This is a genomic window from Serratia sp. CoH_122_TC_1 (assembly GCF_058191755.1).
In genome coordinates this window covers 11379-33497 of sequence record NZ_JBXWLA010000007.1, presented here as the reverse complement: position 1 = coordinate 33497, position 22119 = coordinate 11379, and the positions used below count along the sequence as shown (strand labels likewise).

At 53.9% G+C, this 22119-nt stretch carries 17 protein-coding genes; 7 read left to right on the top strand and 10 right to left on the bottom strand.

The features are described 5' to 3' along the window. The first annotated feature begins 16 nt into the window (after positions 1 to 16). Positions 17 to 1321, top strand: a complete 1305-nt coding sequence (locus tag AC2FC2_RS10480; protein WP_209636470.1) for an inosine/guanosine kinase — start codon at positions 17 to 19, stop codon at positions 1319 to 1321. Between the two features lie 52 nt (positions 1322 to 1373). On the opposite strand, the gene ybaL is transcribed toward AC2FC2_RS10480, so the two are convergent. Further along, the gene (gene ybaL / locus AC2FC2_RS10475) at positions 1374 to 3065 is read right to left on the bottom strand and encodes a YbaL family putative K(+) efflux transporter (RefSeq protein ID WP_209636468.1); all 1692 of its coding nucleotides are present in this window, start codon (positions 3063 to 3065) and stop codon (positions 1374 to 1376) included. Positions 3066 to 3310: 245 nt separating this feature from the next. After that, on the bottom strand, positions 3311 to 4531 hold the full coding sequence (locus AC2FC2_RS10470) for an MFS transporter (RefSeq protein WP_209636466.1): 1221 nt from the start codon (positions 4529 to 4531) through the stop codon (positions 3311 to 3313). Positions 4532 to 4711: 180 nt separating this feature from the next. Here AC2FC2_RS10470 and ushA point away from each other — a divergent pair, with 180 nt between their 5' ends. Beyond that, complete coding sequence (gene ushA / locus AC2FC2_RS10465) at positions 4712 to 6367, top strand: bifunctional UDP-sugar hydrolase/5'-nucleotidase UshA (RefSeq protein ID WP_400768414.1); 1656 nt, start codon at positions 4712 to 4714, stop codon at positions 6365 to 6367. Positions 6368 to 6488: 121 nt separating this feature from the next. Here the strand turns inward: ushA and ybaK are convergent, their stop codons facing one another. The 3 genes from ybaK to copA all read right to left on the bottom strand — a co-directional run bounded on the left by ybaK (position 6489) and on the right by copA (position 10878). Further along, positions 6489 to 6968, bottom strand: coding sequence for a Cys-tRNA(Pro)/Cys-tRNA(Cys) deacylase YbaK (ybaK, locus tag AC2FC2_RS10460; RefSeq protein ID WP_209636462.1), 480 nt, complete (start codon positions 6966 to 6968; stop codon positions 6489 to 6491). Between the two features lie 225 nt (positions 6969 to 7193). Then, a complete protein-coding gene (locus AC2FC2_RS10455) occupies positions 7194 to 7997 on the bottom strand; it encodes a TraB/GumN family protein (protein WP_265554539.1) in 804 nt (267 codons plus the stop codon). A 160-nt stretch (positions 7998 to 8157) separates the two neighbouring features. Further along, on the bottom strand, positions 8158 to 10878 hold the full coding sequence (copA, locus tag AC2FC2_RS10450) for a copper-exporting P-type ATPase CopA (RefSeq protein ID WP_490659185.1): 2721 nt from the start codon (positions 10876 to 10878) through the stop codon (positions 8158 to 8160). A gap of 108 nt (positions 10879 to 10986) precedes the next feature. Here copA and cueR point away from each other — a divergent pair, with 108 nt between their 5' ends. Continuing rightward, entirely contained in the window at positions 10987 to 11394 is a 408-nt protein-coding gene (gene cueR / locus AC2FC2_RS10445) for a Cu(I)-responsive transcriptional regulator (RefSeq protein ID WP_209636456.1), read from the top strand. 8 nt (positions 11395 to 11402) lie between these two features. Next, positions 11403 to 13295 (top strand): putative phage tail protein, encoded by a 1893-nt coding sequence (locus tag AC2FC2_RS10440; RefSeq protein ID WP_490659184.1) that lies wholly within the window; start codon positions 11403 to 11405, stop codon positions 13293 to 13295. 32 nt (positions 13296 to 13327) lie between these two features. Here AC2FC2_RS10440 and AC2FC2_RS10435 read toward each other — a convergent pair whose 3' ends face one another. Then, complete coding sequence (locus tag AC2FC2_RS10435) at positions 13328 to 13798, bottom strand: NfeD family protein (RefSeq protein ID WP_209636453.1); 471 nt, start codon at positions 13796 to 13798, stop codon at positions 13328 to 13330. 2 nt (positions 13799 to 13800) lie between these two features. After that, a complete protein-coding gene (locus tag AC2FC2_RS10430; protein ID WP_037417867.1) occupies positions 13801 to 14706 on the bottom strand; it encodes an SPFH domain-containing protein in 906 nt (301 codons plus the stop codon). A gap of 240 nt (positions 14707 to 14946) precedes the next feature. Here AC2FC2_RS10430 and cfa point away from each other — a divergent pair, with 240 nt between their 5' ends. Next, positions 14947 to 16098, top strand: a complete 1152-nt coding sequence (gene cfa, locus AC2FC2_RS10425) for a cyclopropane fatty acyl phospholipid synthase (RefSeq protein WP_490659183.1) — start codon at positions 14947 to 14949, stop codon at positions 16096 to 16098. Positions 16099 to 16369: 271 nt separating this feature from the next. On the opposite strand, the gene AC2FC2_RS10420 is transcribed toward cfa, so the two are convergent. From AC2FC2_RS10420 to tesA, 3 genes are all read right to left on the bottom strand, one after another. Continuing rightward, positions 16370 to 17224, bottom strand: coding sequence for a co-chaperone YbbN (locus tag AC2FC2_RS10420; RefSeq protein ID WP_209636448.1), 855 nt, complete (start codon positions 17222 to 17224; stop codon positions 16370 to 16372). Between the two features lie 79 nt (positions 17225 to 17303). Beyond that, positions 17304 to 18080 carry an SDR family oxidoreductase gene (locus AC2FC2_RS10415; protein ID WP_265554527.1) on the bottom strand — a complete coding sequence of 259 codons (777 nt, stop codon included), beginning with the start codon at positions 18078 to 18080 and terminating at the stop codon, positions 17304 to 17306. A gap of 25 nt (positions 18081 to 18105) precedes the next feature. Then, the gene (tesA, locus tag AC2FC2_RS10410) at positions 18106 to 18744 is read right to left on the bottom strand and encodes a multifunctional acyl-CoA thioesterase I/protease I/lysophospholipase L1 (protein WP_209636909.1); all 639 of its coding nucleotides are present in this window, start codon (positions 18742 to 18744) and stop codon (positions 18106 to 18108) included. On the opposite strand from tesA, the gene ybbA reads away from it, so the two are divergent. Then, a complete protein-coding gene (gene ybbA, locus AC2FC2_RS10405) occupies positions 18715 to 19401 on the top strand; it encodes a putative ABC transporter ATP-binding protein YbbA (protein ID WP_265554526.1) in 687 nt (228 codons plus the stop codon). The two genes, tesA and ybbA, sit on opposite strands and share 30 nt — an antisense overlap. Further along, a complete protein-coding gene (ybbP, locus tag AC2FC2_RS10400; protein ID WP_490659182.1) occupies positions 19398 to 21830 on the top strand; it encodes a putative ABC transporter permease subunit YbbP in 2433 nt (810 codons plus the stop codon). Before ybbA ends, ybbP begins: the two co-directional genes overlap by 4 nt. The last annotated feature ends 289 nt before the right edge of the window (positions 21831 to 22119 follow it).

The window sequence follows — 22119 nt, the reverse complement described above, 5'->3', positions numbered from 1 at the left end:
CACTGCCGCCAATTAAATGAAATTTCCTGGTAAACGTAAGTCCAAACACTATTTTCCGGTGAACGCCCGCGATCCGCTTTTACAGCAGGTTCAACCTGAAAATGAAATCAGCACCTCTTATGTCGTCGGTATCGACCAGACGCTGGTGGATATTGAGGCAAAAGTGGATGACACTTTCGTCCAGCGCTATGGCCTGAGCCTGGGGCACTCTCTGGTGATTGAGGATGACGTCGCCGAAGCGCTGTATCAGGAATTGCTCGACAATAATCTGATCACCCATCAATTTGCCGGCGGCACCATCGGCAATACGCTGCACAACTATTCGGTACTGGCAGATGACCGTTCGGTCCTGCTCGGCGTGATGTGCAGCAACATCAAGATCGGCAGCTATGCCTATCGCTATCTGTGCAACACCTCCAGCCGTACCGATCTTAACCACCTGCAGGCGGTTGACGGTGCCATTGGCCGCTGTTTTACGCTGATTAGCGAAAGCGGTGAGCGTACCTTTGCTATCAGCCCTGGGCAGATGAACCAACTGCGACCGGAAAGCGTGAAGGAAGAGGTGATTGCCGGCGCTTCTGCGCTAGTGCTGACATCTTACCTGGTGCGTTGCAAGGAAGGAGAGCCGATGCCGGCTGCCACCATGCAGGCGATCGAATTTGCCAAAAAGCACGATGTACCCGTCGTACTGACGCTGGGAACCAAGTATGTCATTGCCGACAATCCACAGTGGTGGCGTGATTTCCTAAAAGAACACGTCTCAATTCTGGCGATGAACGAAGATGAAGCGTTGGAGTTGACCGGGTTGAGTGATCCACTCACCGCTTCTGACATGGCGCTTGAATGGGTGGATCTGGTGCTGTGCACCGCGGGGCCAAATGGCTTGTATATGGCGGGTTACACCGAAGAGTCCAATAAGCGGGAAACCCAGCATCCGCTGTTGCCGGGGCATATTGCCGAATTCAACCGCTATGAGTTCAGCCGTGCCATGCGCCGGGAAAGCTGTGAAAATCCGTTCCGCATCTATTCGCATATCGCGCCATACATGGGCGGGCCTGAGAAAATCATGAACACCAACGGTGCCGGTGATGGGGCCTTGTCGGCACTGCTGCATGATATCGCGGCCAACGGTTACCACCGTAATAACGTGCCTAACTCCAGCAAGCACGTTCGCAGTTATCTGACCTACTCTTCGTTGGCGCAGGTGTGTAAATACGCTAACCGCGTCAGTTATCAGGTGCTGAACCAGCACTCACCACGTTTGACGCGCGGCTTGCCAGAGCGGGAAGATAGCCTGGAAGAGTCTTACTGGGAACGGTAAAAAGCAAAAGGTCCGGCATGCCGGACCTTTTTTATCTCGATGACCCGTCACATCAGATCGGACAGCCGCCCATTTTCTCTTCTTCGGTCAGTGTATCCAACTTGAGGATATTCAGCATGCTGTTGGCAATTTCCCGCTCACCCATCACCACCTGATTTGCGCCGCGATCGGAGATATACGCGACTTCATCATCGTAGTGCGCACGGGCGATAATTTCGATGTTTGGCCGTTTGGTCCGCGCAGAGGCCACGATTTCACCGGCCTCGTAACCATTAGGTATGGTCAGCAATAACCAACGTGCGCAGTCGAGCCGTGCCAGATCCATAATTTCTGGATTGGCGGCATTACCCAGCACCGTTTTGATGCCTTGTTCACGGAGTGCCTCAACCCGTGGGCGCGAATTCTCGATTACCACCAGCGGAATGCCCGCTTCGGCTAATTTGGCCCCCAGCAGGCTGCCAACACGGCCATAGCCCACCACTAGCGCGTGGTTGCACATATCCACCGGGATCTGCTTCTCTTCTTCTACCGCTTCTTCCAGTATCTGATCTTCAATGGTTTCGGTTTTGGCCAGATAACGCTCGAGTAGCGTGAACAGTAACGGATTCAACATAATCGACAAGATGGCCCCGGCCAGCACCAAATTACGACCGTGTTCTGACATCATGCCCAGCGTGATCCCAAGGCCAGCCAGAATGAAGGCGAACTCACCGATTTGTGCGAGGCTGGCAGAAATGGTCAGCGCGGTGCGTTTGGAGTGACCGAACATTTTCACCAGCAGGAAGGCTGCTAGCGATTTACCGAACACGATAATTGCCAGCGTTGCCAATACCGCCAGAGGCTCGTTGATCAAAATCATTGGATCAAACAGCATGCCGACCGATACAAAGAACAGGACGGCAAAGGCATCGCGAAGCGGTAAGGTGTCGTGGGCCGCTCGATGGCTCAGCTCCGACTCATTTAGCACCATACCGGCAAAGAATGCCCCCAGTGCAAATGAAACGTCGAACAGTTTCACTGCGCCATAGGCAATGCCGAGTGCCAGCGCCAATACGGCCAGGGTAAACAGCTCGCGGGAGCCGGTACTGGCGGTTTTCGCCAGGATCCACGGCACCAGGCGACGGCCAACCACAATCATCAGCGCGATAAAGGCGATAACTTTACCAATGGTCATTGCCAATTCAATCAGCAACTGGCCGCTGCTGGCGTTGTTATTGCCCAGCATATTGCCGAACGCGGGCAGTAACACCAGCGTCAGCACCATCGCCAGATCTTCGACGATCAGCCAGCCGATGGCGATTTGCCCGCGTTGGCTATCGATCAACTGGCGTTCCTCCAGTGCCCGCAGTAGCACCACGGTACTGGCTGTGGACAGACAGAGACCAAACACCAGACCGGAAATCAAATCCCAGCCCAACAGCTTCGACAATCCCATACCCAGCAAGGTGGCGACGGCAATCTGTGCCACGGCACCGGGAATGGCAATATGTTTTACTGCGAGGAGGTCTTTAAGAGAGAAATGGAGGCCAACACCGAACATCAACAGAATCACGCCGATTTCCGCGAGTTCCGGTGCCAGCGAGGTGTCGGCAACAAAACCGGGGGTAAAAGGGCCAGCGAGCACACCTGCGGCAAGGTACCCCACCAGCGGGGAGATGCGCAGGCGATTCGCCAGCATACCGAGGAGGAAGGCGAGTACTAACCCTCCGACAATGGTGGTGATTAACGGTGTTGAATTATGCATCCAGACTCCTTCTAGCTATGCATGGCAGCAGAGGGGAAACGCAACAAAGTTACGAAAAGATACATTTAGTTTATTGCATTTGTTCGCGTTGCGCTTAGCTAAATTGAGCTATTTTGTGAAAAAGCAGAGGATTCCGTCTTTTACTAGCCAATGAGGGGATTTAACACTTAATAAGTCAAATAACATGGATTTGTGTTGAGGAAGACCCGGTTGAATGGCAGCATTCAACCGGTGTTAAAGCAGGGTTATTGCGAGTTATGGTCGATATTGGGCAGTAATGCAGTGATAATGCCGATTAACGGCAGGAAAGCGCATATTTGATAGACTAACTCGATGCTGGTCAAATCTGCGACATAACCAAGAACTGCCGCGCCTAACCCGCCCATACCAAAGGCAAAGCCGAAGAATAAACCGGAAACCATGCCGACTTTACCCGGAATAAGCTCTTGGGCATAAACCAGAATGGCGGAGAACGCTGACGCGAGGATTACTCCTATAAACACCGTCAAAATGCCGGTCCAATAGAGTGATGCGTAGGGTAAAACAAGTGTGAAGGGGGCTGCGCCGAGGATTGAGCCCCAAATGACACGTTTTCTTCCTATCTTGTCACCTATCGGGCCACCAATAATGGTTCCTGCCGCCACGGCGAAGAGGAATGCAAATAAATGGAACTGGGCATTTTGCACTGAAACACCGAACTTATGCATCAAATAAAAGGTGTAATAGCTGCTTATGCTCGCCAGGTAGAAGTATTTGGAGAAAATCAGTATCAGCAGAATGCCAATGGCATAGGTAACGGTACGTTTTGGCAGCTGTTTCACTGAAGAGGCCGTTTTAGGCTGACCTTTTGTTGCCCGATGCTGCAGCTGGTACCATTTGCTGACCTGCAATAACACGACGATAGCTAACAGTGCCGCTAATGAAAACCAGGCGACGTTACCCTTGCCATAAGGCGCGATAATCAACGCTGCCAGCAGTGGCCCAAGGGAACTGCCAAAGTTACCGCCAACCTGGAACAGCGACTGCGCCAGGCCATGTCGACCACCGGAAGCCATGCGTGCTACGCGAGAGGACTCCGGGTGGAACACCGAAGAGCCGGTGCCAACCAGTGCCGCTGCCAGCAGAACCAGCGGGAAGGTATTGGCGACAGACAGCAACAGTAACCCGCACAGGGTAAAGCCCATGCCGATCGGCAGCGAATACGGCTGCGGATGCTTATCCGTGTAGTAGCCAATCAGGGGTTGCAATAAAGACGCCGTTAGCTGATAGGTCAGCGTAATCATACCTATCTGTACGAAACTGAGGCTGAAGTCGGCTTGCAGAATCGGGTAAATCGCCAGGATCAGCGATTGAATCATATCGTTAAGCAGGTGAGAGACGCTGATGGCACCAAGAATCGAGAATGCAGTCCCTTTAACCGCGCTGCCTTTGGCCGGTGGCATGGCAGTATCGCTACGGTCGGTCATTTTATTATTAGCCTGGTAAGTTTTAGAGGACAGAGCAGATATCTTAGCAAGTTGGTCAATATTTGCCATATCCGACATAATTTGACGCACATCGCAAAAAATTGAAATTAGTTGCCTTCGTTTCGCGCTACACTTTCGTCCATCTCAAAAAAACAGTTAATAATCATATGGAGTTCCGCCATGCGCTTTTCGTTCAAGACCACCGCATGCGCCTTGGCTGTGTCCCTGACTTTCCTGTCGGGAGCCGCCAGCGCCTGGGAAAAGGATAAGACCTACGACATCACCATTTTGCACACCAACGATCACCACGGTCATTTTTGGCAGAACGATCACGGTGAGTATGGTTTGGGCGCGCAGAAGACGTTGGTCGACAGCATTCGCCAGGATGTTGCAGCCAAAGGCGGGAGTCTGTTACTGCTGTCGGGCGGTGATATCAATACCGGTGTACCTGAGTCAGACCTGCAAGATGCCGAGCCGGACTTTCGCGGCATGAATCTGGTGGGCTACGATGCGATGGCGATTGGCAACCATGAATTCGACAATCCACTCAGCGTATTGCGCCAACAAGAAAAATGGGCAACCTTCCCGCTGTTGTCGGCCAACATTTATCAGAAAAGCACCCAGCAACGCTTATTTAAACCCTATGCCTTATTTGATAAGCAGGGCATCAAGATCGCAGTTATCGGCCTGACGACCGATGATACAGCCAAGATTGGTAACCCGGAATATTTCACCGACATCGAGTTCCGCGTGCCAGCGCAGGAAGCCAAACAGGTGGTCGAGCAATTGCGTAAGGACGAAAAGCCGGACGTGATTATCGCTGCGACCCATATGGGTCATTATGATGACGGTCAACACGGTTCCAACGCGCCTGGCGACGTCGAAATGGCGCGCAGCCTGCCTGCCGGCTATCTGGACATGATTGTCGGCGGCCACTCGCAGGATCCTGTGTGCATGGCCAGTGAGAACCACAAGCAGGTAGATTATGTGCCGGGTACGCCGTGCTCGCCGGATCGTCAGAACGGCACCTGGATCGTGCAGGCGCATGAGTGGGGTAAGTATGTGGGCCGCGCCGATTTCCAGTTCCGTAATGGCGAGCTGAAGCTAATGCATTATCAACTGATCCCGGTCAACCTGAAGAAAAAGGTAGAGAAAGCCGACGGTACCAGTGAACGCGTGTATTACACCCAGCAGATCGCAGAAGATCCGTCGATGATGAAGCTGCTGACGCCGTTCCAGGAGAAGGGCAAGGCGCAGCTGGACGTGAAAATTGGCAGCGTGAACGGCAAGTTGGAGGGCGATCGCAGCAAGGTGCGTTTCGTACAGACCAATCTGGCGCGCGTGCTGCTGGCTGCGCAAATGGAACGTGCCGAAGCTGACTTTGCGGTGATGAGTGGGGGTGGTGTACGTGACTCGATTGAGGGGGGGGACATTACCTACAAGAACGTGCTTAAGGTACAGCCATTTGGCAATACGTTGGTCTACGTCGAGATGAAAGGCAGCGACGTAGAAAAATACCTGGCGGTAGTGGCCAATATGAAAGTGGATTCCGGGGCCTACGCGCAGTTTGCCAATGTCAGCTTGACGGCGGACGGCCAACAGGGCGTCAGCAATGTCAAAATCAACGGTGAGCCGCTACAGGCTGATAAAACGTACCGCATGGCGACCCTGAACTTCAATGCGTTGGGCGGTGATGGCTATCCGAAGCTGGATACCCTGCCGAGCTATGTTAATACCGGTTTTATCGATGCTGAAGTGCTGAAGCAATATATCGAGAAGCACTCACCGCTGGATGCGGCGGCGTATGAGCCGAAGGGTGAGATCGTCTATCAGTAAGTTTTACCCTTCATCGTCAACGTTGTCTCTGCGGTGGCTGTGCCCGCTAGCCCCGTCTCATCGTTATATCTATGAGACGGGGGACTTACACGGGGGGCTGGGGGCAGATGTTCCCGGCTGTTCAGTCGCGTTTGGCGATATCGGCGAAGCTACCTGAAAGTAATCGACACAGGTCTTCTGCGGCTAGCTCGATATCCAACCCGCGTTTGCCGCCAGAGACGTAAATGGTGGCGAACTGCTGCGCAGGGCTGTCGATTACCGTCGGCAGCCGTTTTTTCTGCCCCAGTGGGCTGATGCCCCCCACCAAATAACCTGTAACACGCTGAGCCAACAGCGGATCGGCCATTTCAGCTTTCTTCGCACCCAGCGCGCGGGCGACCTTTTTCAGATCTAATTGAGTGGCGACCGGGGTAACCGCGACGGCCAGGTGTTTGGCATCGCCATTCAGTGCTACCAGCAGCGTTTTATAGACGCGGTCGGCATCCAGCCCAAGCTTCTGTACTGCTTCATCGCCGAAATGGGTTTCTGCACTGTCGTGATGGTACGGATGAAGGGTAAATGCGACCTTTTGTTTCTCAAGCAGGATCACTGCGGGCGTCATGGTATTTTCCTCTTTCCCCCTGAGGGGAAGTTGTAAGGCGAGGCAATAAAATTACAAAAATATAACGGTAACAGCAACCTGAGAGACTGTTACGTAAAGCGGGTTGCCAATATGTTCACTAGGTTGCTACCCTGTCTATTGTAACCGTTAACACGGTTGCTATGCGTATAACTAAAATACAAGAAATTCCTCTTTGACTGGCCAGTAGCGATATTGGCCACTTTTTTACTCTGCTTGCAGCATCGCTGGCAGGTTATCTTCGCCGTACAAATGCAGCGCACCTACCGCTACCACGTAATTACCCGCCGGCAATCTCTCCAGTTTTTGGCGCCAGTCGCGATTGCGCTGATGCATCAACACATCATACAAACCCGCGCTGAACGTAGCGGGCAGGGTTTCCAGTGCGCCTCTGGGTTTTGCATCCAACCACCAACTCACCATGGTTTGCAGCAGGCGGGCGTTGGTGTGCCAGTGTTCCAACGTATCGCGCAACAGCGCCATGCCGCCTTCCGGTAACTGTTCCAGCATCGCCAACTGTTGCTGTGCACCTTCTAACTCGATCACCTTTTTATGCTGCGCCCTGGCGGCCTGCAATAACTGATAATCCACCCCGTACTCGGCACGCAGGCCAAGCCGCTGAGCCTGTCGTGCCTGCATCATCAGCGCCACTTGCCAGCCGGGCAGAGTAGAGAATGCTTCTGCATCCGTGCCCAATTCCTGGCATAGCGTTAATAACTGCTGGAACTCGGGTTCGGAGAGTCTTTGTTCAAGTTCCGGTTGCCGTTCAACGTGGTCAAAAGGAGAGGCGGAGTCGGTGATATCGGCTTCAACAATCAAGGCATCTGCTTGCTTGAGGCGCGCGGCCAGTTTAGCGGGCAGCGGGGCCATATCCACCGTGCCCATATGAATACTGCCGACCAAATGGAACTGGCGATCGCCAGGCAAGCGGATGTCGAGTGCCGGGTAAGCGTAGGTCATGGGGGAAATCAGACCGAAAAAGGCAGCGATACGACGTAACAGTTGACCCATACAACGTGACTCCTGGAGAACTTGTTCGCCTTTCAGCTTGAAAGGGAAAGGGCGTAACCTTTTCCCCATGCTAAACGCTAACCGGCATACAAGAAAGCCTGAAGAGTGAAGGAATTATCTCAAAGGAAACGGGGCGCAGTGATTTGCGCCCCGCCGGCATTCAGCGTTTGGGTTTAAAACGCAGCAGCCGGTTGGCGTTACTGACGACGGTGATAGAAGACAACGCCATCGCGGCACCCGCGACCACCGGGCTGAGCAGGGTACCTGTCAGCGGATACAGGACGCCGGCGGCAATAGGAATGCCGAGCGTGTTGTAAATAAAGGCCCCGAGCAGGTTTTGCTTCATATTCCGCAGCGTGGCTTTAGACAGTTCCAGCGCATCGGCAACGCCGTTTAGGCTGTGACGCATCAGGGTGATGGCGGCGGTTTCAATCGCGATATCGCTGCCACTGCCCATTGCGATGCCGACATCGGCCTGCGCCAGCGCCGGGGCATCGTTGATGCCGTCGCCGATCATGGCTACCCGGTGGCCCTGTGCCTGCAACCGTTTAATGGCCTCGGCTTTACCGTCAGGAAGCACACCGGCAATGACCTGGTCGATACCGGCCTCTTTGGCAATGGCGTTAGCCGTCACCGGGTTATCACCGGTCAGCATCACCAGTTGATAGCCCTGACGATGCAAGCGCTGCAGCGCCTCAACGCTGTCGTTACGCAGGGGATCACGGATGGCAATCAGCGCAGCGGGTTTACCGTCGACAGCCAGCAATACTGGCGTAATACCGCGTTCCGCTTGTTGCTGCATCTGAGTATCCAGCTCAGCGGTGATCGCAACCTGATGCTGTTGCAGCAGTGCCGCATTGCCTAGCAGGAGCTTCACGCCGTCCACTTCGCCACTGACGCCGGCGCCGCGCAGGGTGCGGAACTTCTCAACCTGCGGCAACGCTTGTTCACCGGCATGATCCACGATGGCCCGTGCCAAAGGGTGGCTGGCACCTTGTTCCAACGCGGCAGCCCAAGACACCGCCTGTTGCTCGCTTATCGGGGCAAAGGTGAGGATCTCCACCACGCGTGGCTGGCCTTCTGTCAGAGTACCGGTCTTATCGAAGACCAATGTGTCCAGCTGGCTGGCTTGCTGCAATGCATCGGCATCGCGTACCAGCACGCCAAATTCCGCAGCGCGTCCTACGCCAGAGATAATCGACATCGGCGTTGCCAGCCCTAGCGCACAAGGGCAGGCAATAATCAGTACCGTGGTGGCGATCACCAGCGTGTAAACCAATTGCGGCTGCGGGCCAAAGATGTACCAAATTGCGGCGCTCAACAGTGCGATGGCGACGACTGCGGGGACGAATACCGCAGAAATACGGTCCGCCAGTTGGCCAATCTCTGGCTTGCTGCTTTGCGCCTGACGTACCAACTTAATGATGCGCGCCAGTGTGGTTTTGCTGCCGATAGCACCTGCTCGAAACAAGACGGTGCCATCATCGACTACCGTACCGGCATGAACGGTGTCGCCAATGCTTTTCTGCTGGGGGACTGCCTCGCCGGTCAGCATCGCTTCGTCCAGCCAGACTTCACCTTGAATGATCTCACCGTCAACCGGGACACGATCACCGGTAGTCAGCCGCAATGTCATACCAAGCTGCACTTGCGCTAACGGAATACTCTTCTCACCCTCTTCGGTTACCTGTCGTGCCGTCGGCGGTGTTAGATCCAACAGCCGTTCCAACGCCTGTGATGAACGCTGGCGAGCGCGTTGTTCCAGCGCATGACCCAGATTAATCAAACCGATGATCATGGCGCTGGCTTCGTAATACAGATGCCGCGCCGCCATTGGGAAGAAATCTGGCCACAGGTTTACGCTGATCGAATATAACCAGGCCGCACCGGTACCCAGCGCCACCAGCGTGTCCATGGTCGCGCTGCCGTTCATCAATGCGCGCCAGGCATTACGGTAGAAATGCCCGCCGGCAAACACCATGACGGCCAGGGTTATGAGGCCGACCAGCAACCATGGGCGCTGCGTTTCCGGCGTCAGCGACATGCTGCCACCGAACACCCCCCATGCCATCAACGGAATACCCAGCGCCAGCCCCAGCGCGGCCTGCCAACGGAAGCGCTTCATGTTAGCCTGCGCAGTCTGCTGTTGGCGTTCGCGGCGTTCGGTTTCGTCCTGGATCATTTCTGCGCCGTAGCCGGCTTTTTCGACCGCGGCAACCAGTGTTTGCGGATCGGCACTGCCAGTGATTAACGCACTGCGCTCTGCCAAGTTAACGCGTGCTTGCGCTACGCCCGGTACGTTCTGCAGCGCATTTTGAACTTTACTGACGCAGCTGGCGCAGCTCATGCCGCTGAGCAGCAGCTGCACGCTGTCATCATCATCATTGTGGGTTACCGGAAGGGAATGCGGGGCCGCTGCCTGGGTTTCCGGCAAAGTTGGCGCTGTTTCAGTCAACGGCTCAGATTTTGGGGGGATGATGGCTCCGGTAACGCTGGCATGATATCCGGCGTCCTCAACCGCGGCGATCAGCGCCTCGGGAGCGGCATCGCCATAAACCCTAGCACTATCAATGCTGACATCGGCGGCGATCACACCCGGCACGGCTTCCAGCGCTTTGCGCGTGCTGGCGGCGCAGTGCATGCAGCTCAGGCCATTCAACTGCAGTTCGGTATCTGCCTGTTGCGCCACAGCGGCGTGATAGCCGGCGGCAATCACGCTATCAATCAGTGCCTGACTTGGCGCATCGCCGGTGACCTTGGCGTAATGGACATTAACCTCTGCCTGTTCAACATCGTTGCGGCTTTCCAGGGCTTTTTTCACCCGTTGTGCGCAATTCATGCAGGTTAGCCCCTGCAATGCCAGCACGGTAGTTTGTGACATGATTCGATTCCCTCGCTCAAGTGCGGTGTTTAAAGGTTGACCGCTTGACCTGTTTTCACTAAGAATGAAGCTTAAACCTTCCAGCAAGGGGAAGGTCAAGGGGGAAGAATGAATATCAGCGACGTGGCAAAAAAAACCGGCTTAACCAGCAAGGCAATTCGCTTTTATGAAGAAAAAGGCCTGGTGACTGCACCAATCCGAACCGATAACGGGTATCGCAGCTACAGCCCGAAGCACATCGAAGAGCTGACGTTGCTACGCCAGGCGCGGCAGGTGGGGTTTAACCTGGACGAGTGCGGCGAACTGGTCGGGTTGTTCAACGATCCGGGCCGTCACAGCGCCGATGTGAAAGCGCGCACGTTGCAAAAGGTGGCGGATATTGAAAAGCACATTGCCGAATTGGGTGAGATGCGCCAGCGTTTATTGGCGCTGGCGGATCAATGCCCAGGCGATGACGGAGCAGACTGCCCAATCATTAATAATCTGGCGGGGTGCTGCCATACAGAGAAAAGGTAAAAGAAGCAGTGACTATCAGCGAGATTACTGAGATTTTGTCCGCTGAACAGTCATACAACCTATCTACATTCTTCCCTGCTGAAACACCTCTTATTGTTGCTATGTCCATGAGGACTTCACTCACTAAGAGGCTTTCTGTTATGAATACTTGCCCTGATATCGCAACATTACGAACCCTTATCCCAACCACTGCTGGGGAGTCCATCGAGGTTGTCTCTTACTATCCTGATTGGCACGGAGAAGATAAGTTACAATCTGGCGGCGGGGTTTTCATTGCATCTAATGATCCCGGCCTTATTGATGATGCAGGTATTTATATAAAGCCTAATTCACAGTGGACATGGGTTCGTGTATTGAACAGCCACTCTCTGGTATCACCAAATATGTTTGGTGCGCGAGGGAATGGTATTGCAGATGATACCCGTGCGTTAACCGCGGCTTTTTTGACGGCGTATGACACCGTTTGCCAACAGGGTGCGACCTACATGACGTCCGACACCGTGCGGATTAAAAATGGGACGCCTGATAAGAAAGTTATTAATCTTAATGGGGCAACCATTAAGGCTAAACCCGGTCATCTGAAACCATTTTTTGCCAACCAAACCTCTACACCTGAAGCCTATGATTATTTACATGGCGTGGAAATGTTTGGCGGTATGTTATATGGCTGGGTAAAGCGTGAAAGTGTTTATCATCAGGTGTCTGCACATAACGGTTTTGTTGCTGGGGATAAAAGTTATTTTTACCATATGACTGTGCGGGGATTCTGTGACGGTATGGTATTGATGGGCAACTCCGTCGCTTTTGATGTGAATATTGATGAGTGCAGGGATAATTTATTCACGGTTAATAACTCAGATAATGTTGTGAGTAATATCATTGGCGGCTATTGCCTGGGTGATGGGTTCTTGATGAAGGGGACTAAAAATATTGTAGCCAAAGTTACCATCGCTGGCGCAGGTATACCCGCAAGCACGTTTGAGCCTGGTTATCTATCTGGGTCTGTTTTTGCCGTTGGGCAAGATGGCGCTGCAACTTCTGACTGTTATATTATTGATGTCACTTGTAATAGCTGGGGGGGCGGTGGTGTTATTGTTTCAGGGGAAAACAATCTATGCGAACATATTAGCATTGGCGACTGCTACTATCTTAACAATCCTAATTCTTCCGCCATATTAAATGGAGCTCCGGCAGTATATACTGATGGCAGCGGACATAGAGTTCGAAATGTTACTGCAGGAAAATGCCTGAGAGGTGTTGAATTACACGATGGATCTAAGGGTACTGTTATCGATGACGTTTCAATCAAGTCATGCCAAATACATCCGGGGTTGAGCGCATCAGGTATACAGTTAGATTGCCGTATTGGTAAGTTAAAGTTTGAACGCCTTGCGGGTAATCAGGCACTCTACATTGCGATGAATGGTCTGGTGATCGATGAGATTAGAGTTAATGAATATGCCAGTAATTATGCTAATGCTGAACGGCTTTGTGTTATCAGACAGCCTGTTACGATTGGCAGTTTGATTTTCAACAGTCAATTGGCAACGAATACACTTCCTGTTGTGATCATGGAGTCTAATGCCAATATTGATAACCTTATAGTAAATAACAGCAAGGCTGTTTGTTTGCAAACCACAGCCGACGTTACCTTACTGCCACAAAATCTCGTTATTCAACAAACGGCGGATGCTATCGACTCCGCAATTAAACTATTTGGCATGGGTTTTTCACGAGTTAATGATTGGAAAATCATGGGTAATCCACAGGTCAAACCCGCTGTTCGTGGAAAGAAAGTGCATTTAATTATTGAACGCTATGCAGATGGCAGCTTGCCATGGTTCGTGGAGTATCCTGCAGATTCGAGCGTCACTGTTGTTAATACCACTTTGGTGTCATAGACAAAGCAAGCCGGGGTTACCCGGCTTGTTCGTTAACGAGATTGTTGGGGCAGTGCACGGATCACCAGAGTGATGCCTTCGACGGCGATCACTTCTACCTCGGTGCCTACGGCCAGGTCTTCACTGGCTTGTGCGCGCCAACTGCTGTCGCCGATGTTAATGCGACCCATGCCATTGTGCATCGGTTCTGTCAGCGTGGCGCGGGTGCCAATCAACTGACGGTTACGTTGGTTTAGCACCTGTGAACCGCTAGAGGGCGCCGATGGGCGTTGACGCAGCCAGTACCACCACAGGTAGGCCACGACCACCGTCAGCACGGAAAAAATCACCCCCTGCCACTCCCAGGCCAACTGCGGTAACAGCCAGACGATTGCACCGACCACTACCGCAGACACACCGCTCCATAACAGGTAGCCACTGGCACCAAGCATTTCTGCCGCCAGCAACAGCCCACCGAGGGAAAGCCAGAACCAATGCGGGTTTGCTGCAATTTGCTCAAGCATGATTACTTGCCTTTGGTCTCTTTCAACAGTTCGGCAATGCCACCTATTGAACCAAGCAGGCTGCTGGCATCCAGCGGCATCATGACGACCTTACTGTTGTTAGCGGAGCCGATTTTCTGCAACGCATCGGTGTATTTCTGCGCCACAAAGTAGTTTACCGCCTGGATATTGCCGCTGGCTATCGCGTCGGAAACCAGTTGCGTAGCGCGAGCCTCGGCTTCTGCGGCACGTTCACGCGCTTCCGCCTGCAAGAATGCCGATTGACGTTCGCCTTCCGCTTTCAGAATTTGGGACTGTTTGTCACCTTCTGCGCGCAGGATCGCGGCCTGACGCACGCCTTCGGCTTCCAGAATGTCTGCACGCTTGGTGCGCTCGGCTTTCATCTGGGCGTTCATTGACGCAATCAGTTCGGCCGGTGGGCGGACATCGCGGATCTCGATACGGGTGATTTTAATGCCCCACGGATTGGTGGCTTCGTCGACGATATGCAGTAAACGGCTGTTGATGCTGTCACGTTGCGAGAGGATTTCGTCCAGCTCCATGGAGCCGAGTACGGTACGGAAGTTGGTCATGGTCAGGTTGACGATCGCCAGTTCCAAATTGCTGACTTCATAGGCGGCACGCGCTGGATCGACGACCTGAATAAAACACACTGCATCGATGGCGACGTTGGCGTTATCGCGCGAAATGATTTCCTGTGAAGGAATGTCCAGCACCTGTTCCATCATATTAATTTTTCTGCCGATGCGATCCATAAACGGCACCACAAGGTTCAAACCGGGCATCAGCGTTTTAGTGTATCGACCGAAACGTTCCACCGTCCATTGGAACCCTTGCGGAACAATTTTGACGCCGGCGAATACGATGATTAGCGCGACGACAATCACGATGGGGATAAGGGTAAACATGGCAAACCTCCTGTCAGACATATGTAAACAGATATTACGCCAGCTGCAGTGTAAAGACTAATAAATCAGTGGTACTGAACAATTAACATTCCAAATAGGCATGTTTGTAATAATTTTAATTCATTTCATGATGTTGTCTGCCTTGGCTACAGTAAAAAGCATTGTCGCTTTTCACTTCGAATATTTGTCATTTTTATTTGCGACTATGCTTTTTGAAATGACATCTTGCCAAGGATTGTTATGGACTCAATCAGTGTTGATGAACTTGCCCCGAAAAAAGATCGTTGGTATCGCATTGTGGAAGAATTACTGTCCGCAGCTGGCATTACTATCAACGGCAGCCGTGCCTGCGACATCAAGGTGCATAACCCCGCCTTGTTTAAACGCATTCTGCAGGAAGGGTCGCTCGGGTTTGGCGAAAGTTATATGGACGGCTGGTGGGATTGCGAGCGGTTGGATGCGCTGTTTACCCGCATTCTGCAAGCCGGTGTTGATGAGCGGTTGCCGAAAAACCTGAGTGATATTGCGCGCATCGCCTATGCCCGATTATTCAACCGCCAGTCTCGGAAACGGGCCTGGCAAGTGGGTAAAGAACATTATGACATCGGCAATGACTTGTTCCGCGCGATGCTCGATCCCTATATGCAATATTCCTGCGGTTACTGGAAAGACGCCGATACGCTGGAACAGGCGCAGTTGGCCAAGCTGAAAATGATCTGCGAAAAGCTGCAATTGAAGCCGGGGATGTCACTGCTGGACATCGGCTGCGGTTGGGGTGGGTTGGCGCAGTATGCGGCGGAAAATTACGGCGTATCCGTGCACGGCGTGACCATTTCGGCCGAACAGCAAAAATTGGCGCAAGACCGCTGCACAGGCCTGGAGGTCGAAATACTGTTGCAGGATTACCGGGACTTGAACCGTCAGTTTGATCGCATTGTTTCTGTCGGCATGTTTGAACACGTGGGCCCGAAAAACTACGACACTTATTTCCGCGTTGCGGCGCGTAATCTCAAACCCGACGGCTTGTTCCTGCTCCACACCATTGGCGCCAACCAAACTAATCTCCACGTCGACGCCTGGATAGACAAGTATATCTTCCCCAATGGGTGCCTGCCTTCGGTGCGCCATATTGCCGAAGCCAGCGAAGGGCGTTTTGTGATGGAAGATTGGCACAACATCGGTGCTGACTACGATCGCACGCTGATGGCGTGGTATGAGAATTTTAAACAGGCCTGGCCGATGCTGTCCGAGGGCTATTCCGAACGTTTCGAACGGATGTTCACCTATTATCTGAATGCCTGCGCGGGCGCTTTCCGTTCGCGTGATATTCAGTTATGGCAGGTGTTGTTCAGTCCGAAAGGGATCGACGGCGGCGTGCGGGTTTACCGCTAAATCCCCTTCGTCTTTCCAGCCACATCGTTGTTGGCTGCACGTTCGAACCCTGGTCACTTAGTTATCTAAGCTCCCAGGGATTCTCGCGTTTGCCGCCTAGATGTGACGGGAAATCCATAGGGGATTTGCCCCAAATAACGAAGGGTATACCCTAAATAATTGGCGTTGCATCAAGGCGGCAAGTTTGTGAGTCCCCAGGAGCTTACTTAAGTAAGTGACTGGGGTGAGCAAACGCAGCCAACACAGATGCAGCTTCAAGTATGACGGGTATTTAGTAGAGTAGTGAGTAGAGCTGACGACGGTACTTGGCCGCCAATGCGTCGCCGGTACCCAATGCAGCCAAAATATCCATCAGCGTTTTACGCGCATTACCGTTGGCGGCAGCGAGATCTTTCTTCAGATGCCCCATCAACAGTTCCAGCGCCTCTTCATTGCGCCCAACCTGATGCAGTTGCAATGCTAATTGCACGGCTAAATCGACGTTCTCTGGTTGCTGCTCGACTTGCTGTTGCAACAGTTGAATTTCCGGCGTGTCGGCGGCTTGCTTCAGCAGCTCAATCTGTGCGATCAGACCCTGATAACGGGTATCTCGATCTTGCAGCGGAATGGTTGCCAGCACCGCTTCGGCATCTTCAGAGCGGTTGAGTGCGATCTGGGTTTCCGCCAGCGTCAGGCCAATATCACTGCGTTGTTGGCTCGCTTGCCAGGCGTCTTTCAACAGCGGCAGTGCTTCTGCCGCATTGCCTTCAGCCAGCAATTCTGTCGCTTGCGCCAGCTTCAAGTCCTCTTCCTTTGGCAGGAAACGCTGCAGGAACTCACGGATCATCTCTTCCGGCTGTGGCCCCTGGAAACCATCGACCGGCTGACCCTCTTTAAACAAATACACGGTTGGGAGCGAGCGCAACCCGAACTGGGCGGCGATGGCTTGTTCGGTGTCACAATCTACCTTTGCCAGTAAAAACTGACCGGCATATTCCGCCGCCAGCTTATCCAATATCGGGGTGAGTTGCAGGCAGTGTTGGCTGCGATCCGACCAGAAGTAGAACACCACCGGCATGGACATTGACTGTTCCAGCGTCTGGTGCAAGTTAGTTTCGTTAATATCAACAACAGCTTGAGCTAGCATGTAATTTTCTCTCTGATCTTTCGGAGCCATTGGCTTTTAAATGGGGGCGGAGCGGCATTCTTCAACCCCGCCAGCCAAATTAACCGTTGCTGCGTAACACCCAGTCCAGACAACGGCCTGGCAGGATCCGACGCAATACGCTGAGTGCGTGCGCCAGCAGGGTGACCGGATAACGCAGTTTGGCCCTTGGGCTTTCCAACGCATGGCGCAATTTGGGTAAAATGGCCTCTGGCGGCAGCGTCAGACGCTTGGCAATGCCGGGGTTATGCACCGGCTTATCACTCTGCGCCTGATTGACGTTTTGGGTAAAGTGGGTGGAAATTGGGCCGGGTTCAATCAGGCTGACCTGAATGCCCGTGCCATGCAATTCCATTCGCAGTGCGTCAGACCAGGCTTCCAGCGCAAATTTGCTGGCGGCATATGCTCCTCGCCCGGCGCTGGAAACCAGACCCATCACCGAACTGGTCTGAATAATGCGGCCTTCGCCGTGCGGCAGCATCGCCGGCAACAGCAACTGGGTCAACTGATGGGTACCAAACAGGTTGGTGGCGAACTGCCGTTCCAACTGCTGGCGGGAAATACTGCTCAACGGGCCGTAAACGCCAAATCCACCGTTATTGAACAAGCCATACAACCGACCACCGGTCAGTTCGATCACCTGCGCAGCGGCGCGTTCGACGCTATCGCTATCGTCCAGATCCAACTCAATGCCTTCGAGCCCAAGCTGACGCATATTCTCCACGTCTTGTGGTTTACGACAGGCGGCCAGCACCCGGTAACCACGATTACGCAGATCCTGCGCTGCAATTAATCCAATCCCGCTGGAACAGCCGGTTATCAACACTGCTTTTTGCATAACTTTACCTAGTGTGCAGCCCTATTTAATTAGACTCATGTTTTACTAGAGGTTCCAGGCGTTCCGCCATCCAGGTGGCGATAAACGGTTGGGCATCCTTATTGGGATGCAATCCGTCATCCTGCATCCATTCCGCTTTAATCACCACCTGTTCCATGTAGAACGGCAGAAGCGGGATGTTGAACTGTTTAGCCAGCGCTGGGTAAATGGCGCTAAAGGCTTCGGTATAACGGCGGCCATAGTTAGGGGGAATACGGATCTGCATCAGCAACGGCTGTGCGCCGGCTTTCTGCACCAAAGTGATAATTTGGCTGAGATCGCGCTGCAGGTCCTGCGCTGGGAAACCACGCAGACCGTCGTTGGCACCCAGTTCGATCAGCACCCAGCGTGGCTGGTGTTGTTTCAATAACTCGGGCAGACGTGCCAACCCCTGTGCGGCGGTGTCGCCGCTGATACTGGCATTGACCAGTTGCGGATCACCCGGTTTTTTCTGCCACTGCTCGGCCAGCAACGTCGGCCAGGCCTGCGCCACCGGCAAGCGGTAACCGGCGCTTAAACTGTCGCCTAAAATCAATAATGTATCGGCGGCGACAGCGCGTAAACTGAATAATCCCAACAGCAAAAGGAAGGGAAGATGCCAGCGGAAAACGTTCTTGAAGTTCATCATCTTAGTAAACACGTTGGTCAGGGTGAGCATCAGCTCTCCATCCTTACCGGAGTCGAGCTGGTTGTCAAACCCGCACAGACAATTGCCTTGATTGGCGAGTCCGGCTCGGGGAAATCAACGTTGCTGGGGATCCTCGCCGGGTTGGATGACGGCAGTGAGGGGGACGTGCATTTGTTGGGCGAGTCGCTGACCGCGTTGGATGAAGAGGGCCGGGCCGCGCTGCGTGCTAAGAATGTCGGCTTTGTGTTTCAGTCATTTATGTTGGTACCCACGCTCAATGCGCTGGAAAACGTGCAGTTACCGGCGTTATTGCGTGGTGAAAGCGATCGCCAAAGCAGAGACCAGGCGGTGCAGTTGTTGGAACAGCTTGGGCTGGGCAAACGCCTTACTCACCTGCCGGCGCAGCTTTCCGGTGGCGAGCAGCAGCGTGTCGCGCTGGCGCGGGCGTTCAGCGGTAGGCCGCGGGTGCTGTTTGCTGATGAACCGACCGGCAACCTTGATCGCCAGACGGGTGAACGCATTGCCGATTTACTGTTTTCCCTCAACCGCGATTTTTCCACCACGCTAATCCTGGTGACCCATGATGAAACGTTGGCGGCGCGCTGCCAACGTCGGTTGCGCCTGCGCGAAGGCAAGCTGTGGGAGGAAGTATGATCTGGCGTTGGTTTTGGCGAGAGTGGCGATCGCCGTCACTGCTGATCGTCTGGTTAGCGCTCACGCTGTCGATGGCCTGTGTGCTGGCTCTGGGTAGCATCAGTGATCGTATGGATAAGGGCCTGAGCCAGCAGAGCCGTGATTTTATCGCGGGCGACCGAGTATTGCGCAGCGCCCGACCGGTACCGGATGGCTGGTTGCTGGATGCGCAGCAACAAGGGCTGAAAGTCAGCCGGCAGCTGTCGTTTACCACCATGACCTACGCCGGGGACAGGCCGCAGTTGGCAGACGTGAAGGCCACCGATCTGGCCTATCCGCTGTACGGCAAGCTGGAAACGCGTCCCGCCAACGTCAAGTTGACGCCGGGGAGTGTATTGGTCGCCCCGCGCTTGCTGGCGCTGTTGAACGTGAAGGTGGGGGATACGCTGGATGTTGGCGATACCCGCTTGCGTATCGTCGGTGAAATCCTTCAGGAACCCGATTCTGGCTTCAACCCGTTCCAGACCGCGCCACGCATCATGATCAATCTGGCGGACGTGGATAAAACCGGGGCGGTGCAGCCCGGCAGTCGGCTGACCTATAGGTATATGTTTGCCGGCGCCCCGCAAGATGTCCAGCGTTACGAGGATCGCCTGACGTCACAACTTACACCCGATCAGCGCTGGTTTGGGCCGCAGGAGTCTGGCAGTGCGTTGGGCAAATCACTACAGCGTTCGCAGCAGTTCCTGTTGCTGTCGGCGTTGCTGACGCTGCTGCTGTCGATTGCCGCCGTGGCGGTGGCGATGAGCCACTATTGCCGTAGCCGTTACGATCTGATCGCTGTGTTAAAAACGCTGGGTGCGGGCCGTAGCGCGTTGCGTAAGTTGATTGTTGGCCAGTGGCTGGCCGTGATCCTGCTGGCCGCCGCCTGTGGAGGGCTTATCGGGTTGGGGTTTGAAGCCGTGTTAATTCGGTTGCTGGCCCCCGTACTGCCAGCTGAACTGCCCGCGGCGGGTACCTGGCCGTGGCTATGGGCAATCGGCGCGTTGCTGATGATTTCGTTGCTGGTGGGGTTACGCCCGTACCGTCAGTTACTGGCGACTCAACCGCTCCGGGTATTGCGGCGCGATGTAGTGGCCACTGTCTGGCCACTGCGCTATTTTCTGCCAGCGGCGGCATTGATTGTCGTGGTGTTATTGACCGCGCTGATGGGGGCCAGCACGCTGTTGTGGTCTATCCTCGCCGGTATTTTGGTGCTGGCCTTATTGTTGGGCGGTATTGGTTGGGGCAGTTTGTTATTGCTACGCCGGATTACGCTGAAAAATCTTGCACTGCGGTTGGCGGTTAATCGGTTGCTGCATCAACCCTGGGTCACGGTCAGCCAGCTGGCGGCCTTCTCTTTGTCGTTCATGTTATTGGCATTATTACTGGTTCTACGCGGTGATTTGCTCGACCGCTGGCAGCAGCAATTGCCGCCGGATAGCCCGAACTACTTCCTGCTGAACCTGACAGAAGCCCAGGTGCCGCAGGTGAAAACCTTCCTGCAGCAACATCAAATTAACCCGGAAACTTACTACCCGATTGTCCGCGTACGTTTGACCGAGATTAACAAGCAGGTGGCGACCGAACGGGTGCATGAGGACGATCCGGGCGGTGAGGCAGTGAATCGTGAGCTGAACCTGACCTGGCTGGCTGATCTGCCCGCGCACAATCCTTTGCTGGCAGGCAACTGGCCGCCGAAGACTGGGGAGGTCTCGATGGATCAAGGCATTGCCGGGCGGCTCAACGTCAAGCTGGGCGATACCCTGACCTTTAGCGGTGATACCCAGTCTTTCAGCGCGAAAGTCACCAGCCTGCGGCAGGTGGATTGGGAAAGCCTGAAACCGAACTTTTACTTCATCTTCCCGCCGGGTGCGCTGGACGGTCAGCCACAAACCTGGCTCACCAGTTTCCGCTACGACGGGGACGGCCAGATGTTGACCCAACTTAATCGCCAGTTCCCGACGCTCAGCCTGTTGGATATAGGTTCGATCCTCAAACAGGTTGGCGGTGTGCTGCAGCAGGTGAGCCGCGCACTGGAAGTGATGGTGGTGCTGGTGGTGCTTTGTGGTGGTTTGCTATTGATGGCCCAGGTGCAGGTAGGCATGCGCCAACGGCGTCAGGAACTGGTGGTGTATCGCACGTTAGGAGCCGGCAAACGCCTGTTACGCAGCACGTTATGGTGTGAGTTTGCCTTACTGGGGCTGGTCGCGGGCATTGCTGCTGCGGTGGGCGCGGAAGCTGCCTTGTGGCTGTTGCAAAGCCAGGTGTTTGACTTCCCCTGGGCGCCAACGCCTGTGCTGTGGTGGGCGCTGCCGTTACTCAGTGCGCTGCTGCTATCGCTATGTGGTGGTTGGCTGGGCGTGAGGTTGTTGCGCGGTCAGGCACTGTTCCGCAGTTACGACGGGTAACTCGCCCTCATTATCAGGCGGCCCTGATTCCGGGGCCGCCTGAACAAAATATTGCTCCTGCCACCATGCCCCTCGCGTGTCAAAAACCTCCTGTATGTCATTTCCGTTCCTTGCCAATGGGTTCTGACGCTTGATAGATTTATTGTGAAATCGATTACATTTATGGTTCGAATTATTAAAATGCACACCGCGCGTTAGAGTAAGGAGATGTAACCTGTCTCGTCATGATAAAAGAGTAAATGTTGTTATTATTCATTAAAATCAATGCTATTTAGTGGTTTTACAGGCT